The organism is Pleurocapsa minor HA4230-MV1, assembly GCA_019359095.1.
Classification (GTDB): domain Bacteria; phylum Cyanobacteriota; class Cyanobacteriia; order Cyanobacteriales; family Xenococcaceae; genus Waterburya; species Waterburya minor.
This window is the reverse complement of sequence record JAHHHZ010000024.1, coordinates 227,643-242,916: the sequence shown is the minus strand read 5'-3', so window position 1 is coordinate 242,916 and position 15,274 is coordinate 227,643. Positions and strand designations below refer to the sequence as shown.

Annotated in this window: 21 protein-coding genes; 7 read left to right on the top strand and 14 right to left on the bottom strand. The window is 39.6% G+C overall.

Going from position 1 to position 15,274, the window contains the following annotated elements:
* Positions 1–100: 100 nt before the first annotated feature.
* Positions 101–283 carry a hypothetical protein gene (locus KME09_16410; protein ID MBW4535520.1) on the bottom strand — a complete coding sequence of 61 codons (183 nt, stop codon included), beginning with the start codon at positions 281–283 and terminating at the stop codon, positions 101–103.
* 288 nt (positions 284–571) lie between these two features.
* Here KME09_16410 and KME09_16405 point away from each other — a divergent pair, with 288 nt between their 5' ends.
* Complete coding sequence (locus tag KME09_16405; protein ID MBW4535519.1) at positions 572–964, top strand: DUF2780 domain-containing protein; 393 nt, start codon at positions 572–574, stop codon at positions 962–964.
* 146 nt (positions 965–1,110) lie between these two features.
* Here the strand turns inward: KME09_16405 and KME09_16400 are convergent, their stop codons facing one another.
* The 6 genes from KME09_16400 to KME09_16375 form a co-directional block, all read right to left on the bottom strand.
* On the bottom strand, positions 1,111–1,413 hold the full coding sequence (locus KME09_16400) for a hypothetical protein (GenBank protein ID MBW4535518.1): 303 nt from the start codon (positions 1,411–1,413) through the stop codon (positions 1,111–1,113).
* 183 nt (positions 1,414–1,596) lie between these two features.
* Positions 1,597–2,001 (bottom strand): hypothetical protein, encoded by a 405-nt coding sequence (locus KME09_16395; GenBank protein MBW4535517.1) that lies wholly within the window; start codon positions 1,999–2,001, stop codon positions 1,597–1,599.
* A 4-nt stretch (positions 2,002–2,005) separates the two neighbouring features.
* Complete coding sequence (locus tag KME09_16390; protein ID MBW4535516.1) at positions 2,006–2,500, bottom strand: hypothetical protein; 495 nt, start codon at positions 2,498–2,500, stop codon at positions 2,006–2,008.
* 304 nt (positions 2,501–2,804) lie between these two features.
* Complete coding sequence (locus KME09_16385; protein MBW4535515.1) at positions 2,805–4,478, bottom strand: calcium-binding protein; 1,674 nt, start codon at positions 4,476–4,478, stop codon at positions 2,805–2,807.
* On the bottom strand, positions 4,475–5,491 hold the full coding sequence (locus KME09_16380; protein MBW4535514.1) for a hypothetical protein: 1,017 nt from the start codon (positions 5,489–5,491) through the stop codon (positions 4,475–4,477). Before KME09_16380 ends, KME09_16385 begins: the two co-directional genes overlap by 4 nt.
* Positions 5,491–5,865, bottom strand: coding sequence for a hypothetical protein (locus KME09_16375; protein MBW4535513.1), 375 nt, complete (start codon positions 5,863–5,865; stop codon positions 5,491–5,493). The genes KME09_16380 and KME09_16375 overlap by 1 nt, the downstream gene beginning before the upstream one ends.
* A 202-nt stretch (positions 5,866–6,067) precedes the next feature.
* Between KME09_16375 and KME09_16370 the strand changes: the two genes are divergently transcribed.
* The gene (locus KME09_16370; GenBank protein MBW4535512.1) at positions 6,068–6,646 is read left to right on the top strand and encodes a tyrosine-type recombinase/integrase; all 579 of its coding nucleotides are present in this window, start codon (positions 6,068–6,070) and stop codon (positions 6,644–6,646) included.
* Positions 6,647–6,882: 236 nt separating this feature from the next.
* On the opposite strand, the gene KME09_16365 is transcribed toward KME09_16370, so the two are convergent.
* From KME09_16365 to KME09_16350, 4 genes are all read right to left on the bottom strand, one after another.
* A complete protein-coding gene (locus KME09_16365) occupies positions 6,883–7,242 on the bottom strand; it encodes a hypothetical protein (protein ID MBW4535511.1) in 360 nt (119 codons plus the stop codon).
* 51 nt (positions 7,243–7,293) lie between these two features.
* On the bottom strand, positions 7,294–7,539 hold the full coding sequence (locus KME09_16360; protein ID MBW4535510.1) for a hypothetical protein: 246 nt from the start codon (positions 7,537–7,539) through the stop codon (positions 7,294–7,296).
* Positions 7,527–8,249, bottom strand: a complete 723-nt coding sequence (locus KME09_16355) for a hypothetical protein (GenBank protein MBW4535509.1) — start codon at positions 8,247–8,249, stop codon at positions 7,527–7,529. Before KME09_16355 ends, KME09_16360 begins: the two co-directional genes overlap by 13 nt.
* Positions 8,250–8,319: 70 nt before the next feature.
* Entirely contained in the window at positions 8,320–8,565 is a 246-nt protein-coding gene (locus KME09_16350) for a helix-turn-helix transcriptional regulator (protein ID MBW4535508.1), read from the bottom strand.
* A 171-nt stretch (positions 8,566–8,736) separates the two neighbouring features.
* On the opposite strand from KME09_16350, the gene KME09_16345 reads away from it, so the two are divergent.
* From KME09_16345 to crtD, 5 genes are all read left to right on the top strand, one after another.
* Complete coding sequence (locus KME09_16345) at positions 8,737–8,913, top strand: hypothetical protein (GenBank protein MBW4535507.1); 177 nt, start codon at positions 8,737–8,739, stop codon at positions 8,911–8,913.
* A gap of 3 nt (positions 8,914–8,916) precedes the next feature.
* Positions 8,917–9,189, top strand: a complete 273-nt coding sequence (locus KME09_16340) for a hypothetical protein (GenBank protein ID MBW4535506.1) — start codon at positions 8,917–8,919, stop codon at positions 9,187–9,189.
* A complete protein-coding gene (locus tag KME09_16335) occupies positions 9,182–9,409 on the top strand; it encodes a hypothetical protein (GenBank protein ID MBW4535505.1) in 228 nt (75 codons plus the stop codon). The genes KME09_16340 and KME09_16335 overlap by 8 nt, the downstream gene beginning before the upstream one ends.
* Before the next feature lie 225 nt (positions 9,410–9,634).
* Entirely contained in the window at positions 9,635–10,843 is a 1,209-nt protein-coding gene (locus tag KME09_16330; protein MBW4535504.1) for a hypothetical protein, read from the top strand.
* Positions 10,844–10,869: 26 nt separating this feature from the next.
* Entirely contained in the window at positions 10,870–12,414 is a 1,545-nt protein-coding gene (gene crtD / locus KME09_16325; GenBank protein MBW4535503.1) for a C-3',4' desaturase CrtD, read from the top strand.
* A 43-nt stretch (positions 12,415–12,457) separates the two neighbouring features.
* On the opposite strand, the gene KME09_16320 is transcribed toward crtD, so the two are convergent.
* Genes KME09_16320 through KME09_16310 form a run of 3 tightly spaced genes read right to left on the bottom strand, consistent with a single transcriptional unit; the run spans position 12,458 to position 14,915 of the window.
* Positions 12,458–12,673: a DUF3134 domain-containing protein gene (locus tag KME09_16320; protein MBW4535502.1), complete on the bottom strand. Its 216-nt coding sequence runs from the start codon at positions 12,671–12,673 to the stop codon at positions 12,458–12,460.
* A 17-nt stretch (positions 12,674–12,690) separates the two neighbouring features.
* Positions 12,691–13,761: an alanine/ornithine racemase family PLP-dependent enzyme gene (locus KME09_16315; protein MBW4535501.1), complete on the bottom strand. Its 1,071-nt coding sequence runs from the start codon at positions 13,759–13,761 to the stop codon at positions 12,691–12,693.
* A gap of 35 nt (positions 13,762–13,796) precedes the next feature.
* Entirely contained in the window at positions 13,797–14,915 is a 1,119-nt protein-coding gene (locus KME09_16310; protein ID MBW4535500.1) for a DUF1611 domain-containing protein, read from the bottom strand.
* Positions 14,916–15,274: the final 359 nt, after the last annotated feature.

Genomic DNA, 15,274 nt, shown 5'->3' with positions numbered 1-15,274 from the left:
GTCTAGTATTGCTATATCTCCACGCAAAAAAAATGAGGAGTTGAACAAAATGCTGCTCTAGCTCCTCAAATCGATATTGACAATTGATTAAATTTAGCTTCTATTGACCAGTACCTTCTGCTGGTGCGGCAGGATCCGCTGGTGCAGCAGGATCTGCTGGTGCGGTAGAATCTGCTGGTGCGTCTCCACCAGTTTGACCACCTTCAGGAGTCGCACAAGAGGTGAGGAGACCCAAACTCAAAACAGAAGCAGCAAATAAAGTTCCTAAATATTTAACTTTCATATTTTTCTCCCTAAGAAAACTTAAATCGAAATAGTTACTGAAGCAAATGATACATTATGCTCTTGGTTACAGAGTCAATCTAACCAAATAGATGAAAATTTTCTGATAAGGCAAGTTTAACAAATTTAAACTTAATCACAACTTTATCTAGTGGTTATGAATTTGTAACACAATTCATTTGATTTATCAAAATGTTTTAATTTATACGGTTTTTTTAAGCATTTCTTTCTTTAAATTTTCTGGACTCTCTGGCATGATTACGAGAGAAAAGTTTAAATTAGATGAAATATGGAATTAATTCAACAATTAACCCAAGGTCTAGGCGTTGATGAGAGTCAAGCTAAAGGTGGTGCTGGACTCATTTTTAAAATGGCACAAGAACAGCTAGGAGCTGGTGATTTTGCTCAAGTAGCTAATGCTCTTCCTGGCATTGGTAATTTAATTGGCGAAGCTCCTGCTGGTGGAGCAGGTATTGCAGGAGCAATTGGTGGCTTGGCTGGCATGATGGGGGGTGACAGTGGTGGCGGACAGTTAGCTAACATGGCTGGTTTGGCTGCTGGGTTTAGTCAACTTGGTTTAAATCCTGGCATGGCGACTAAATTTATTCCCATCATTTTGTCTTTTACTCAAAGTCAAGGCGGCGAAGGTATTAAAAATATTTTGGCAGGTGTCTTGCAATAAAACCAAATTATCTCAATCAGATTTAAGGCGCTTGAGAAGGCGTTTTTTTTGTGCAGATCCTTAGATAATTGCCAAATTGCAAAGCAACAGAGCATTTTTGTCCTTAAAATATAATTAAGTGTTAAGAAACCCCAAGATAATGCTTGTTACTCAATTAATAATGGGTCTAACTCATCAGCCACAATTTCTAGTTTTTCATTAGCCTCATCAGTAAGAGCCTGAATCTTTTTTTGTTGCTTGGGAGGCAAAGATTTAGCAGCATCTTTTAACGCTGTTGACGCTGCGGCTACATCGTTGATCGCTAATCCTACTGCCAGCTTGTAATTAGCTAGTTGCAGCTCATAAACTTTAGCTTGGGAAATAGACCAGCCAGCTCCAGCCAAAAACAACATAAAACCAAAACTGGTAAATTTCCAAGCTAGATCTGGCACGTTATAATTTTTCAACATTAGCTATAAAAGGCATGTAAGGGTATTTGTTGAACTTTTTCCTTGTCTCTAAGAGTCCAAATTTGCGCTTCAAAATCTTTAAAATTGTGCCAATCCATGACAATACAACCAAGTTAACCTGGAGCATTAGCATCCAAATGAACACCAAAATCACCCCGCACCGCACCTTGATTGGTAGTCACTTCAAAAGGAGTGATCTTGTAAAAATTGCCTCTCACACCAGACAGCAACACCATAAATCTTTTTAGATGCTGCACCTGCGCTTTTAGCAGTAGTTATAGCTGAGCCAACTTTTTCAGGATCGCAAATTAAAGACATGGTTGCACCATTTTTCAACCTTGCTTTTAGACGAATGTAACCATATCCGTTAGCTAACTTAGTTGATTCTTCGCCTTTTGCGGAATTAGGATCGACTTCTTTCAATCCCAAAGATTTAGCAATATCCTTGTATTTATTTTTTGGTGCATAAAACCAATGCTTAGTCGATTCAACAATATATTTGACGTATTCTTTAACGTCTACATTAGCGTCAGATCCAGGTTCATTATCTTTACCCAAAGGATCGCCGACAGATTTTACAATAGCCATGTTATTATCCCTCCTGTACTACTCGATCTGCTAAATAAGCAACAGCAGAAATTTGTACCGCGCCATTGCTAGCAGTAAAACTAATGGGTAATTCAGCGTTAACAGTTGCCGTAAGAGCGTCAAGATCGATAGAAATTTGGACTCTGTTTAAAACATCAGGATTTTCTGGATCTTGTTGAACTTTTTCTAATTCTTGCAAGTTTTGAAAAATCTCTAATAGAGCAGCAGGTAATCCAGTCGCACTAAGACTGTTTCCTGATACGAACCCGCCATAAGTTATATAGTCAACAGAAGCAATTTCCAGTTTGCCAGCTACTAAACTTGTGGCGATTGGTGCAGCCCATTGAATTTGCACCACGTTATCACCAGTAAAGTAGTTAACTGCAATGTTATTAACATCAGTGCCTTCAAGGTCTTGAAGCATTTGAGCAGCTACTAAAGCAGCAGCTTCATATGTACTGGCTTGGATCGTGCCAGTGCCAGGGGTAAAAACAGTCATATTGATTGTTAGATATGTTGATTAAGTCGTCACACTTTTCTAACTGCTGTATTAACCAACTGTAAACGCTTTCGACGGTTGGGGCTTAAGGCACTGACGTTATGGCACTCTTAACTATTTGGTTGGGAAAATTATTACATACCATTTACCCTTACATTTAAAGCCGTGTAAGCGATGCATTCTAATTTTGCGAATTAAAGTCGAACGCGAATAATTAAGCTTGTCGATTGCTTCAGTCAATGGTACTGCATACTTTACAAAGTATTCATCAAGATCGTAATCGTATTTGGATTTAATGTTATGGCTAATCAAGCTGTACCACCCATTCAGGTAACATCGACTTAGTTCCCGTCGGAAAATAACGAGCAACTTTTGGCTTAACTGTAATTTGTTTGAAAGGTTGTCCTTTGCGATCGCCAATTTTGGTAAAGCTATCGACTAACATTGCCGCTGATATTCTTTTTTTGGCAATGCCTAGAATTCTTTCACATTCTGACTTGGAGACAGCATTAACAATGACTTTGCTGTTGTCTTTGAGGGTTAATATTCCTTCGACTGAACCTTTACGCCACTCAAATTTAATCTTTTTAGCGTCATCTTTCGATCCGTACCAATGAGGAATAGTTAGGGCATACATTGCCTTGCCTATTTTGTCATCTGGTTTTTTTTCGCCAAAATGCACAATTAATTGTGGTCGATGCCCTTCAGGCCGTAGCTGCCACCATTCAGGTACAGCAGCTACAGGTTCTAATTCACACTGCGCTCGAGCAATTGCTGCACGTGCTGTATAAGCCTCAAATTCGGCTGCTTCAGTGCCTTTAATGACTGCCACGCCAACAAATTCTGATTCGGCAACGCCATTAACACAGGTTATTCGTTCTACTTGAATCGGCGAAAATTCCATGATTTTAGTTTTTGAGCTGCTAGTACATTGTCCGACGGTAAGTAATGCGGTTAACTCTGAGTCTTTGTAACTTAGTTCGATGCCACAGCCGTCATACTCAATACCTCCACCACCATCAATTCCGTCGCGTCCATCTCGTCCGTCAACACCATCAATTCCGTCGCGTCCATCTCGTCCGTCAGCACCATCAATTCCGTCGCGTCCATCAATTCCATCTCGTCCGTCAATTCCATCACGTCCATCAACTCCGTCAATTCCGTCAATTCCATCAACTCCGTCAACTCCGTCGCGTCCATCAACTCCGTTAATTCCATCAATTCCGTCAACTCCGTCGCGTCCATCAACTCCGTTAATTCCGTCAATTCCGTCACGTCCGTCAATTCCGTCACGTTCATCTAAAGGAATTGAAATAGTTGCCGTATCTTGACTTTCGCCATCAGCTACAGTTAAAATCAACATCTCTGACTGGAAACTGCCATCAAGTCTCAAGTTAGAAGGGCGGTATTTTTGATCGATTGCTATTTCAATTTCTGCTTTAATTTCTGCTTCAATTTCAGGTCTAATTTCTAACTTGAGACGATTTAATATAAAAGGAATGACTGGATCAAAATCTATTGGTTGAGTAGGCAATTTAATTGTTTCGCTGTCATTTTTTGAGCCAACCGCTACAAAGACTTTTAAATCTCGATCTTCGCTAGCAGCTAAACTAACTGTCACTTCAGGTTCTGGTAGTTTAATTGTCTCGCTGTCATTTTTTGAGCCAACCGCTACAAAGACTTTTAAATCTCGATCTTCGCTAGCAGCTAAACTAACTGTCACTTCAGGTTCTGGTAGTTTAATTGTCTCGCTGTCATTTTTTGAGCCAACCGCTACAAAGACTTTTAAATCTCGATCTTCGCTAGCAGCTAGACTAACCGTCACTTCAGGCTCTTCATAGTTATGCGCTTCGGGAATATCTTGATTTGTATGTGCTTCAAACGATGCCTGTAATAGTTCTAGCGCAATTTCTAAAGCATTAAGACGATTTTCAAGTTCTTCGCATTTAGCAGCGGTGCAAAGGTTATCACAATTCATGAATTCCCTCCGCAATAATCAGCTTGAGGAATCTGGGCAACGCTTACACCATAGTCGTTGTAGCAACAGATATGATCGTCACATTCAATCGGACAAGTGCCATCAGGACAAGATTGACACTGACAATCACAAATTACGGTGTATTCAGGAGCAGGGCAACCAGGGTATGAACAGATTTGAGCAATAAAGCTATCAAACGGTGTAGCGTTAGGATATATACCTTGTCCAGACGGTGGAATAACATAAATAGCGTTGTTGTAGATATTTAGGCATTCAGCAGGAATTTGATCGGCTTGAACTATTGGTGCAGGAATACCAGGAGCGCGGTAAACGCTGTATTGATAAGGAACTACCTCAACTTTTTCTAGAAAAGGTAGTTTTTCAATCTTGATTGAATGCCTAACATCACTAAGTTTGCAAGGTATTTTTTCAACTTCAGGACAGAATTCGCGAGTTTCTTGATAGACTATTGTGTCGTTTTTATAAACTGTAAAAGTACAGTTGTTACTACCAGCATTTTCTTCTATTGAACCGTTGGCAGGTTCAAAACCGTACACTTTCAATCCGCTAGAGCTAGTAATGGTAAGCCATCTTTTCCATTCATTTGATGCGTCAACAACATCTACAGAATAAGAGCGATTCCTATTGCCATCTGGTGGAGGATTTCCAGAGCCTATAGATCTAAACGCCCAATGTTCTAATACTTCAGTTAGGTTACCCGCAATATTTAATCTTACATTAGAGATAGGCGGAGTTATTAATGTTGATTGATTTGAGTAATAAATACTCCATCCAAAAAATCCAGAGCTACTAGTAATCGCTTGGCCATACTTAAGTTGATATTGAATATTTGGATTTTGACCACCATACCAATTTTGTTTTTTAATCAAATAATCAGTACCGATTATTTCTTTCCAAACTTCTCCTGGGTAGCGCCAGCGAATTCTAGGCGGTTCATACTGTTGATAAACCACCTCAGCACAACTTGAAGATACACAGTGCCAGTTACCCATTAGGAGATATTATCAGGATCTAAAGTTACGCCTAATGAATCGTTTTGATAGGCGGTCGTCAATAGCTGATAGCCAAATTGGTTTACGCTATTGCGGGTAATGTTGCGCTTGCCTTGGTTCGTCATATAAAGCTTGACCGTCTCATCATTGTTATCGGCGGGTTGATTAGCTTGAGATAGAAGCAGTAATGACCACAAGATTTTTGAAGCGTAATCATTTTTATTGGCATCGGTCAAAGCTGAAATATTTAGACCGTAGTTAACGCCAGCGATAGTGATGGTAGTAAGGTTATTTAAATCAATTGAGAGAACTTTAGTAGTCGCATTTAAAGCAACGCTTGAACCAAATCTTTGAGCTAGGGTTAAATCTGCCATAAGTAGAAAATTAGTTAATTTTTCCTACTATGCCCATTTCAACTATTAATAATTAGTACTGCTTCTACATAGAACAAGTACCTTTACTGATGTCGATAAGCATTGCTACAGGTACTATTGAGCCACTTATATTTACTTTTAATTGGTTGCTAGTACTGGAATTGTAGATATCTGAATACAATTCCAGTACCTCTTTTTAAAGATGAAAAATCACGGCAAAGGTCAAGCGGCTATCTGGACACCGCAAATTATTCGTCAAATGCGATCGCGTCTCAAATCTCCGACTCAAAGGTTGATTTTTGAAATCTCGCTGTTTACGGGCGAACGCATGGGCGCGATTGTCCAGTTAAAAGCGAGTGATGTGTATGATAAAAATGGTCAAGTACTTGATACTATTACCTTTGCAGCGACTACGAGAAAAGCCACAAAACATGGATTGGCTGCTACCCGTCAAGTAGCAGTTCATCCAGATTTGAAGTTTTATCTTGAAGCTTATACGCCAGCGTCACAGGTAGGTTATTTATTTCCCTCAGATAGTGAGATCGGGCATATCAGTTTACGCGCGGTTGATAAGTATTGGAGAGCTATTTTTGATGAACTTGGTTTATCTGGTTACTCAACTCATTCTTCGCGCCGTTGGGTGATTAATAGCTTGAGAAAGTCAGGGATTGAAATTGTCACTATTGCTGAAACCATGGGCATGAACATTCAGACCGTGAGACATTATCTCGATAACGATCCGCGTGAATGCAAGCGAGCGATCGCCACGCTGAGTATTTAGCTATGGATAAAATGACCGCGCAAGAAATAGGCATCTTTAACCGCGAGCAAATTAAAGACTATTTTGCGTTAAATCCAGATTGGATTAGTGCTGTAGCTTTGTCTAAGCTGATAGACCAACACGTCAATGTAATTCATACTCATTGCCGACACTTGGTTAAGCTCGGCTACTTAGAGGAAAAATTAATCAGATTAACAATCTCAAATAATAGTAGTCGCAAAATCATTCACTATCGATTAGCCACCACTATTAAAAGTCGCGACCGCTGCTAGTACCTCTGATAATTCTGCACCACGGTCAATCATTGCCTGTAAAACATTGGCTCGGTAATTTGCCAGCTCGGCGATGGTACTACCTCCTTTGATGTGGATGTGTTTCATTTTTAATCCCACGCGGTAGGACAAACGATAGTATTCTGTTTTTCGTTTACCAGGAGAATATTTACTCACACAAGCCGTTGTTTCTTTATCTACCGCGCGGTCTAGATATTTTTGGATCGCTTGTTGTTTCTTGGTTTGTATGTCGCTATCAGTATTTGATAGCGACACAGGATTGCTGTCGCTATCAGTCTTAAAGAGACACAATTGCTCTGACATATGCTTGCTCCAATTGGGGACTAGCAGACAAGTCTGCTAGTCCAATACTAGTTAAAAATCTTTTTTGATATGTTCGATTAAAACGTTTTTGTCTAGGGTTAATCCAGATTGTAGTTCTTTGGCTATCAGCATCGCTTTTGTTAGTGGAAGATGATGCTTGAACGCTTCATGTTCAAACAATGCAAATTCAAAGTAAGCATAGGCGCTTACATACTCACCTTGATTTATCCTCTTAATAGCTTGCTTTTTAGCTGTTGCCAAATAACGTTCAGGTACTTTGCTACTTATTCGGGACATAATTTATCACCTTGAAATACTTCTCTGACAAAGCGCGATATTTCTTTTACGCTTTCAAATTTTGGTAAATCTGGCGAGTAGTTTAAATCGAATGATTCAAACCATCTATTCTTTAAACAACTGATTAACCATGCTTGAGGATTAGTTATCGATCCAGGTTTAATGCTGTTTTGATAGAGCATTAGCTCAATACCGCGCTCTATTTCATCAAATTTTTGTCCAGCAATTGCCCAAATACGCTTTAAGGAACAGTGGTTATAGATAAGACCGATCTTACTCAATAGGTCAGCAAGCTTAGATATATTATGTTGTAGTAGTCTATTGAGCTTTTCTTTTGAAGCATCGCTATACACAGGCTTGGACGTTTTCAGCTTGGGGTATTTTCCCTGTTCTTGGGCATTATTCTGCAACACATTTTCTAGCGGTCGGACGAGAATTTTCTTAATCCACGGAGTGTAAGATTTTGTGATTAAAACTAGTCCTTGACTTTTTTCGTCTAGTTGAGCGATCGCTTCACGGATTGTTTTGGGGTCAAATGGTCTACCGCGATTTTTAGCTACCCAAGCGTTAAATATCCTTAAGTCAATTTCGATTTCACCTACTTCGTTAGGCTTGGCTCTTCTTAGTATCCAACGGAGCATTAGCAACGTTGATTGTCTTGTTAACCCACAGGCTAGGGCAAATTGATCGTTTTTTTTATTCCACGTCATTGTTATTATTTAATCAACATTGAATTGGTTAACAGAGGCTCGTAGGCTTGAATTTTACGAGCCTCTGTTTTTAGTCATCGTCAGGAATACCAGATACATCAATTCCTAATGCTTTGATCATTACCTTCAGAGACTTTTTGCATTCACGAGCAAGCGCAACAACCGTTTCAAGCTTTGGAGTAGAGTTACCTAGTTCTATATCAGCAAGACTTCTTTCAGATAGCCCTATACGCCTACCAAGCTCAACACGGGTTAGTCCTAGCTCTTCTCTAAATACTCTCACGGGTGTTTTTTCCTTTTTGGAATTATCTTTCATAATATGAAGTAAACTTCATGAAGTCAACATCTTGTTTTTTGAAACTAGATGAGGTAGACTTCATGTATTGAGACAACAAAAAACACCAAGCGTCCTCAGAACGGGAATTTTGAAACACTTGATGCCTTTAATTGTCTCTTATGATTGCTAGCGACAAAGCTATGGAGTTAAATGAAATTTAAGACAATAACTTACCAGCGAGTAAAAAACTTGGGTAACTATGAATCAGAACGCCTTGAGCTATCGGTAGAACTAGATGAGAATGATGATGAAGCAGTGGCGATCGCATCACTAAAATCTAAAGTAGAACAAGCTTTGGGTATTGAATCTGACCAACCACCTTTTTAAACCATGAGTGAAATTATTTACGATTTACATAAGTTGAGATCTCAAAATATACCACCAGAAAGCCTTACTGATTGGATGGCGTTTGTTACTGCCACAAATACCCGTAGTGCATACTGGTTAATGCGCTCATTTATTGATACTTATGGCATTGAAACATTTTGGGCATATAAAGATCAACAGATGAAGCAAAAATATGGCGTAGTTTTAAGCTCATCTCAAAAAATAGAATATATAAACAACATGATGAATTCGGAAGATAGTTTTGTTGATGAATGAACCAAAATATCAGATCGGCGCTCGCATTGCCGATAGTCCTTTTACAGTCTGTGGTTCACTCACTTTAAGTAACGGTACACATCGCTATTTTATTCAGGTAGCCGATTCAGATAATACTTTTGTGGGTACAGAAGATGATATCGAGCAAGCAATTGTTTTAGTCAAAAATGAAGTTAACCGCCTGATGAGTATCGCTTTGGAACAGCGATCGAAACTTTAGTAATCACTATAGTCGCGGGGTAATTCCAACCTATCCTGTATGGGATGTATTGGCTTTCGTTAAGAAATAAGCCAGTAGTTAAACTCAGTGCTTTCATATTTCCTAAGCCAAAATTCCCATTAAAAAATCTCGAACAAAGTGCTTATAAAAGGAAAAAGGTAATTTACCTTTGGGAGTTTCACAAGCCATCCGAGATTTTTATTTTTTATCTAACTTCCATAATACATGAATCGAATAATCGGGCTTGATGTCGGTCGCGGATCGGCTGTTTTGTGCTGTATATCTGAATTTCCTGATAACATTCAGCAGCGCTATAAACAGCTAAAAAATACCAAACAATTCCACAAAGTCGATTGTTCTAGATTGGGCGTAGAGAAATTACTATCCCTCAAGCCAACGGGTATAGTTTTAGAACCAACGGGCTATTGGTACAGTCAATTTTGGGTAATGGTCGCACAAAAATATGACATTCTCATTTATTGGATCGGGCATACAGACTTGTCTGGTCAACGCTCCCATTATGGATTTACTAACAAACGTGATGAGGAAGATGCTTTGTGTCTGACAGCTTGTTATTTCGATCCACAGTTTGTCAATATTCACGGGCAAAAGCGGTTTATCAATTTAAACCACGATCTAACTATCATGAGAATTAGAGGGTTATTTAATCAAAAAGAACAGCTCCAAAAACTAAGAACCAACTTAGTTTCACAATTACGTCAGAGATTAAGCTATGAATTCCCTGAAATCGCACGTCACACCATGACGCGATCGACAACAAAAGGTTATACGCCAATTATTTATTGGTTAGCTTTTAACCACTCCAATTTTAGATATGACAATAAGTACAAGCTTTCTATTGCACCAGAATTAGGCATACAAATAAGCACTTATACGCGCCATCATTCTCAGACAATTATTGACTTAGAACTTAGATATAGCAAGCATTTAGAAGAACTTGACAATTTAATTGCACTACCTCAGTTTGATGTTTATAACCAAGTGTTTGATCGCTTTAAGTTTGCCACTTCTTGCAGGGCAATTTTGTTGATTAATCTCTATCCAATCGATAAATTTTTAGTAGATGGTCAATCGTGGATTGAATATGAAACTAGCAAAGGTAAACGCCAAAAGCGCGATCGCTCTTTAAGAAAGTTCCAAGCTTGTTTAGGCTTATCTTTTAGCTATTCCATGTCAGGGGGAAGCTTTGAGCGCAAGTTTCACGGTAACTCGATGGTTAGATCTCACCTTTACGCTTGGGCTTATTGTCTGGTATCTCGTAAAGGGAATTTAATCGGCAACGACATTGGTAAACAATTAAGCGATCGCTATCAAGAACTGAGAAAAACCGTTAAAGGTAAAGATAGCTTAATTAGAATTCTGTTTAAAGCCACGAGGATCTTGTTTTATGAACTGATTAAAGCCAATAATTAATTAAAAGGAAATATGAAATTTATTTTATGACGAATGAACTGCTTCCTACCTTGGCGATCGCTCCAAAAGATCGACAAAAATCTCGTGTCATAGTTGTTGGTGCTGGAATAGGTGGTTTAACGGCAGGAGCATTATTGGCTAAACGTGGTTATCAGGTGACAGTTTTCGATCGGGCAATTGTGCCAGGGGGATGTGCTTCGACTTTCAAACGTCGTGGTTTTACCTTTGATGTGGGAGCGACTCAGGTAGCGGGGTTAGAGCCTGGAGGTATTCATCACCGTATTTTTGAGGAGTTAGAAATTGACCCGCCAACAGCTAGCTATTGCGATCCTGCCTGTGCGGTTTTCTTACCTGGAGAGACTGAGCCAATTAGTGTTTGGCGTGATGCGGAACAATGGCAACAGGAAAGACAAAGGCAATTTCCTGGAAGTGAGCCTTTTTGGCATCTATTAAATCGGTTATTTGAGGCAAGCTGGCGTTTTCAGGGGCGAGATCCCGTGCTTCCCCCTCGCAGTGTCTGGGATATATGGCAGTTAATCTCGGCAGTTAGACCAGATACCTTAATTACCCTGCCTTTTGCCTTAATGACTGTAGCTGATGCTTTAAAGCTTTATGGTTTGGCTGACAATAAACGCTTAAAAACCTTTCTAGATCTACAGCTAAAACTATATTCCCAAGTGGGAACAGAAGAGACAGCCTTACTTTATGCCGCCACAGCCTTAGCCGTTTCCCAAGCACCCCAAGGACTATTTCATCTCGAAGGCAGTATGCAGGTATTGAGCGATCGCCTGGTAGCTGGTTTAGAGAAATACGGTGGTAAACTTTTAATGCGACATACCGTTAAGCAGATTCATACTAAGTCGGGAAAAGTTACAGGAGTTACGGTACAGAACCAAAAAGGAGAAACCTGGACAGAATCGGCGGATGAAGTAGTAGCAAACGTTACGGCACAGGATTTAGTCAGGTTGACTAACGATCGAATTCTGCATAACTACCAGCGTCGCGTGGAAAAGCTACCCCAACCATCAGGGGCATTTGTAATTTATTTGGGAGTCAAACGAGAGGCAATCCCTCAAGACTGTTCACCCCATCTTCAGTTTCTTTATAACCAAGATGAAGTAATTGGCGAAAATAACTCTTTGTTTGTCTCTGTAAGCAAGCCTGGAGATGGACGCGCGCCCGACGGACAAGCAACTTTGATTGCCTCTTCTTTTACTGATGTAGATCTATGGTGGAAAGATGGAAACTATGAGCAGATTAAACAACAATATACCGATGAGGCGATCGCCCGTTTAAATTCCTATTTTGATCTCTCTGCCGAAAACATCATCTATACCGAAGCAGCTACCCCTAGAACCTTCGCTAACTATACCGCTAGAGACAAAGGGATCGTCGGTGGATTAGGACAACGAATCAAGACTTTTGGCCCTTTTGGCTTTGCTAACCGCACTCCAGTTAAGCATCTTTGGCTAGTGGGAGACTCCACTCATCCAGGGGAGGGTACGGCAGGGGTTAGTTATTCCGCTTTGACGGTGGCGAGGCAGATTGAAGCAGGTTTAAAACCACTTTGATCTAGATTAAGACCAAAGTTATCAAAAAGCTCTAAGCTCTAAGTTATTCTTCTGGATCTACTTCTTCATCTTGGTCTAGGATATCATCCAGTTCATCTGTTTCCTTGCGATCGCTAAATTTATCTGATTGATAAGGCATAAATCGACCAGTACTTTTAATCCATCTAAAAAGAGATTCATTTTCTCTGGGGGCAATAATCGCTGCGGGTTCACCTATCGGTTCTTGTTGCAGTGCGGGGTTGTGATATTTTTTAGTCATTATTATTGCTTTAGGTGTTATTGAATAAATTGCTTTTTGATCAAAGGTGAAGTCATCGCCGTCAAAAGACTTCCGTAGTTCAGGTTGAAATTTACACCCGCCCCCACTTTTAAATAAGAGTTTTTACAGTCGAGAAGCAAATGATCGCTACTAGCTCCCAATATCTCTAAATCTTGATTTGGACTTAAGCCAGATACCAGAGTGTCTTGTTTGCCCAAAGCAACAATTGCTCTTCTGTGGCGATTGCCATTACTTTTCGGATACGTTGAGCGCAAAACGGGAATATTACCAAAAGCATCTCGACCAATCTTGCCAAAGGGTAGACAAGGCTTGACTTTCGATTCAATAACTTCGGCAATTAATTTAAAGGCATTGGTATGTAATTTGGGAATAGTTCTACCTTGAACAGTTTCACAGCCTAGAAGAATTGATTCTCCCAAGCGCAGATTATTAATTCGCCCAACGTTTTTAGTGGATTGATACCATTCATAGTTCGCTGAATTTCCACCAGAAATCAAAGATAAGTGAATGGGAAATTTCTTTTCCACCGCGTCGCTTAATGCTGATAATTGGCGCATTTTTTGCTCGTCAGGCTTGATGCCTCCATAACAAGCCAAATTACAACCGAGTCCGATAATTTTGAGCTGGGGTAAGTCTAAAACTTTTTTAATAAAGAGGAAAATATCATCGGGCATTATTCCCTCTCTTAAATCACCCATTTCCACCATTAAAATTATTTGATGAATTTTATTTTGCCCAGCTGCGTAATAGTTCAGCTTTTCCAGGGTGTCTAGTTCTGTATTGAGGCTAATATCGACATTTTCAATAATCGATTCGGCTTGACTGGGGGCAGTGCGGAGTAAAACAAACTGAGCCGATATTCTGGCATTTCGCATCCTTTGAATATTTTCTAAGCGAGAATCGGCAATAAACTTGACACCTCCTCGAATCATCGCCTCGGCAATTAAAGGTTCTCCCAATACAGCTTTTGAGACTCCCATTAAAGAAATACCTTGTTGTCCGTAAAGTTCGCTGAGCATCCGAGCATTATGCTCTATTTGAGATAGAGTAATTTCGATTCTGGGCATAAACGCATTCATAGTTTTATGACAACGTTCAATATCTACCCTGTGGTTAATAAAGGAGGTGTTGGGGAATTTAATTTGTTTTGTTGACCAAGAGCAGGAAAAAGATTGTATAAAGCACGGATTAGTTTGGCACAACCATAGGTCAAAACATCTGTAGTTGGTAGTAAAAGACGGTCTTCATAGCTTTTGATCGTTTTCTGAACTTCTGTTGCGGTCAAATTTTCATGGCTTAAAGCGATCGCAATTACCTGAGCTTGAGAAATTGCTTTAATTAGACGAATTTCACTGACAATACTTGGCATTGGTAACAGGGGAAAATCGCAGCGGAATTTCCTGCCAGGAGGATGTTGTAAAATAACGCCATCGGGCATACATCCTTTTAAAATACCTACCGAACTCATAAAAGCGGGATGAGAGACAGCACTTTGCCCTTCGACAAGAATAATATCGGGATTTTCTTGCTTAAAGGCTTGAACAACGGCATTTTCTATTTCGCCGATGACAAATTGAGACACCAAGGCATCAATAGATACACCATAAGTTGCTCCTTGCATTAAGCCTGTTTGACCTGTGGCAACTAATACCGATTTGATCCCTAAATTGTTTAAAGCTTTATTTAATTCCACTGCGGTAGTCATTTTGCCGCAAGCGCAATCAGTACCTAAGATAGCAATTACAGGAACATTTACTTGGGATATTTGACCAGTAAAGACATGAAGATCTTTTAATTTTGGCGGTTTTCTAATGTCTTGAATTTTGACTCCACACTTTATAGCCATCTGGTTGAACTCAGCATCTTCAGAAAAGAACTCATGCAGACCATTAATGATATCCATTCCTTTGGTCATGGCTTCCAAGATCAAAGCTCTTTCAGCAGCAGATATAGTCGCATCTAAAGGAGCTTTACCATAGATGTAGCAATCGGGAATATCTACTAATCGATCTAAAGCTGACTGTAGGTTAGCAAAAATGGGAATATTGTTTTTCCGCTGATCTAATTGCTCTCCTGCATCTTCACCAGCTAAGGAACTATCGATTACTCCGACAATGTTATAAGTATCGGAGTGTCGAACTAACCCTGCTGCGGTTTTACCGTCCATTAGGCCAAATTGATTTTCACAGTAAATCAAAGCGGTTTTTTTGGCGATTAACATTAAAATTGTTTTCCTAATATTTGAAAAGTTAAGGGGAATAATTTGCTGAGAAAGCTGGCATTGCCTGATAACAGTGGCTACAGTGCCAGTAAATGCCTCCACAGCTTAAATGACGAAGCAAGACGTATGAGCAGCAAGGACATATATGTCTACTCATCAGAGAGAGGCTAGTTTTTGATTGAGCAAGTCGTTTGGAAGATCGATTAAATAAAACTTGCATTGTTAAAACCTGATTTTTATTAGCATTTAGCTCAGATTTTAGAATTAGGGAAAAATTGTAGCTGAATCCGCAATTCTGGTTGATTTTTTAGGTTTACGAGCCAAATATTTTTACTTCGCCTTAATATGTTTAATCGTGT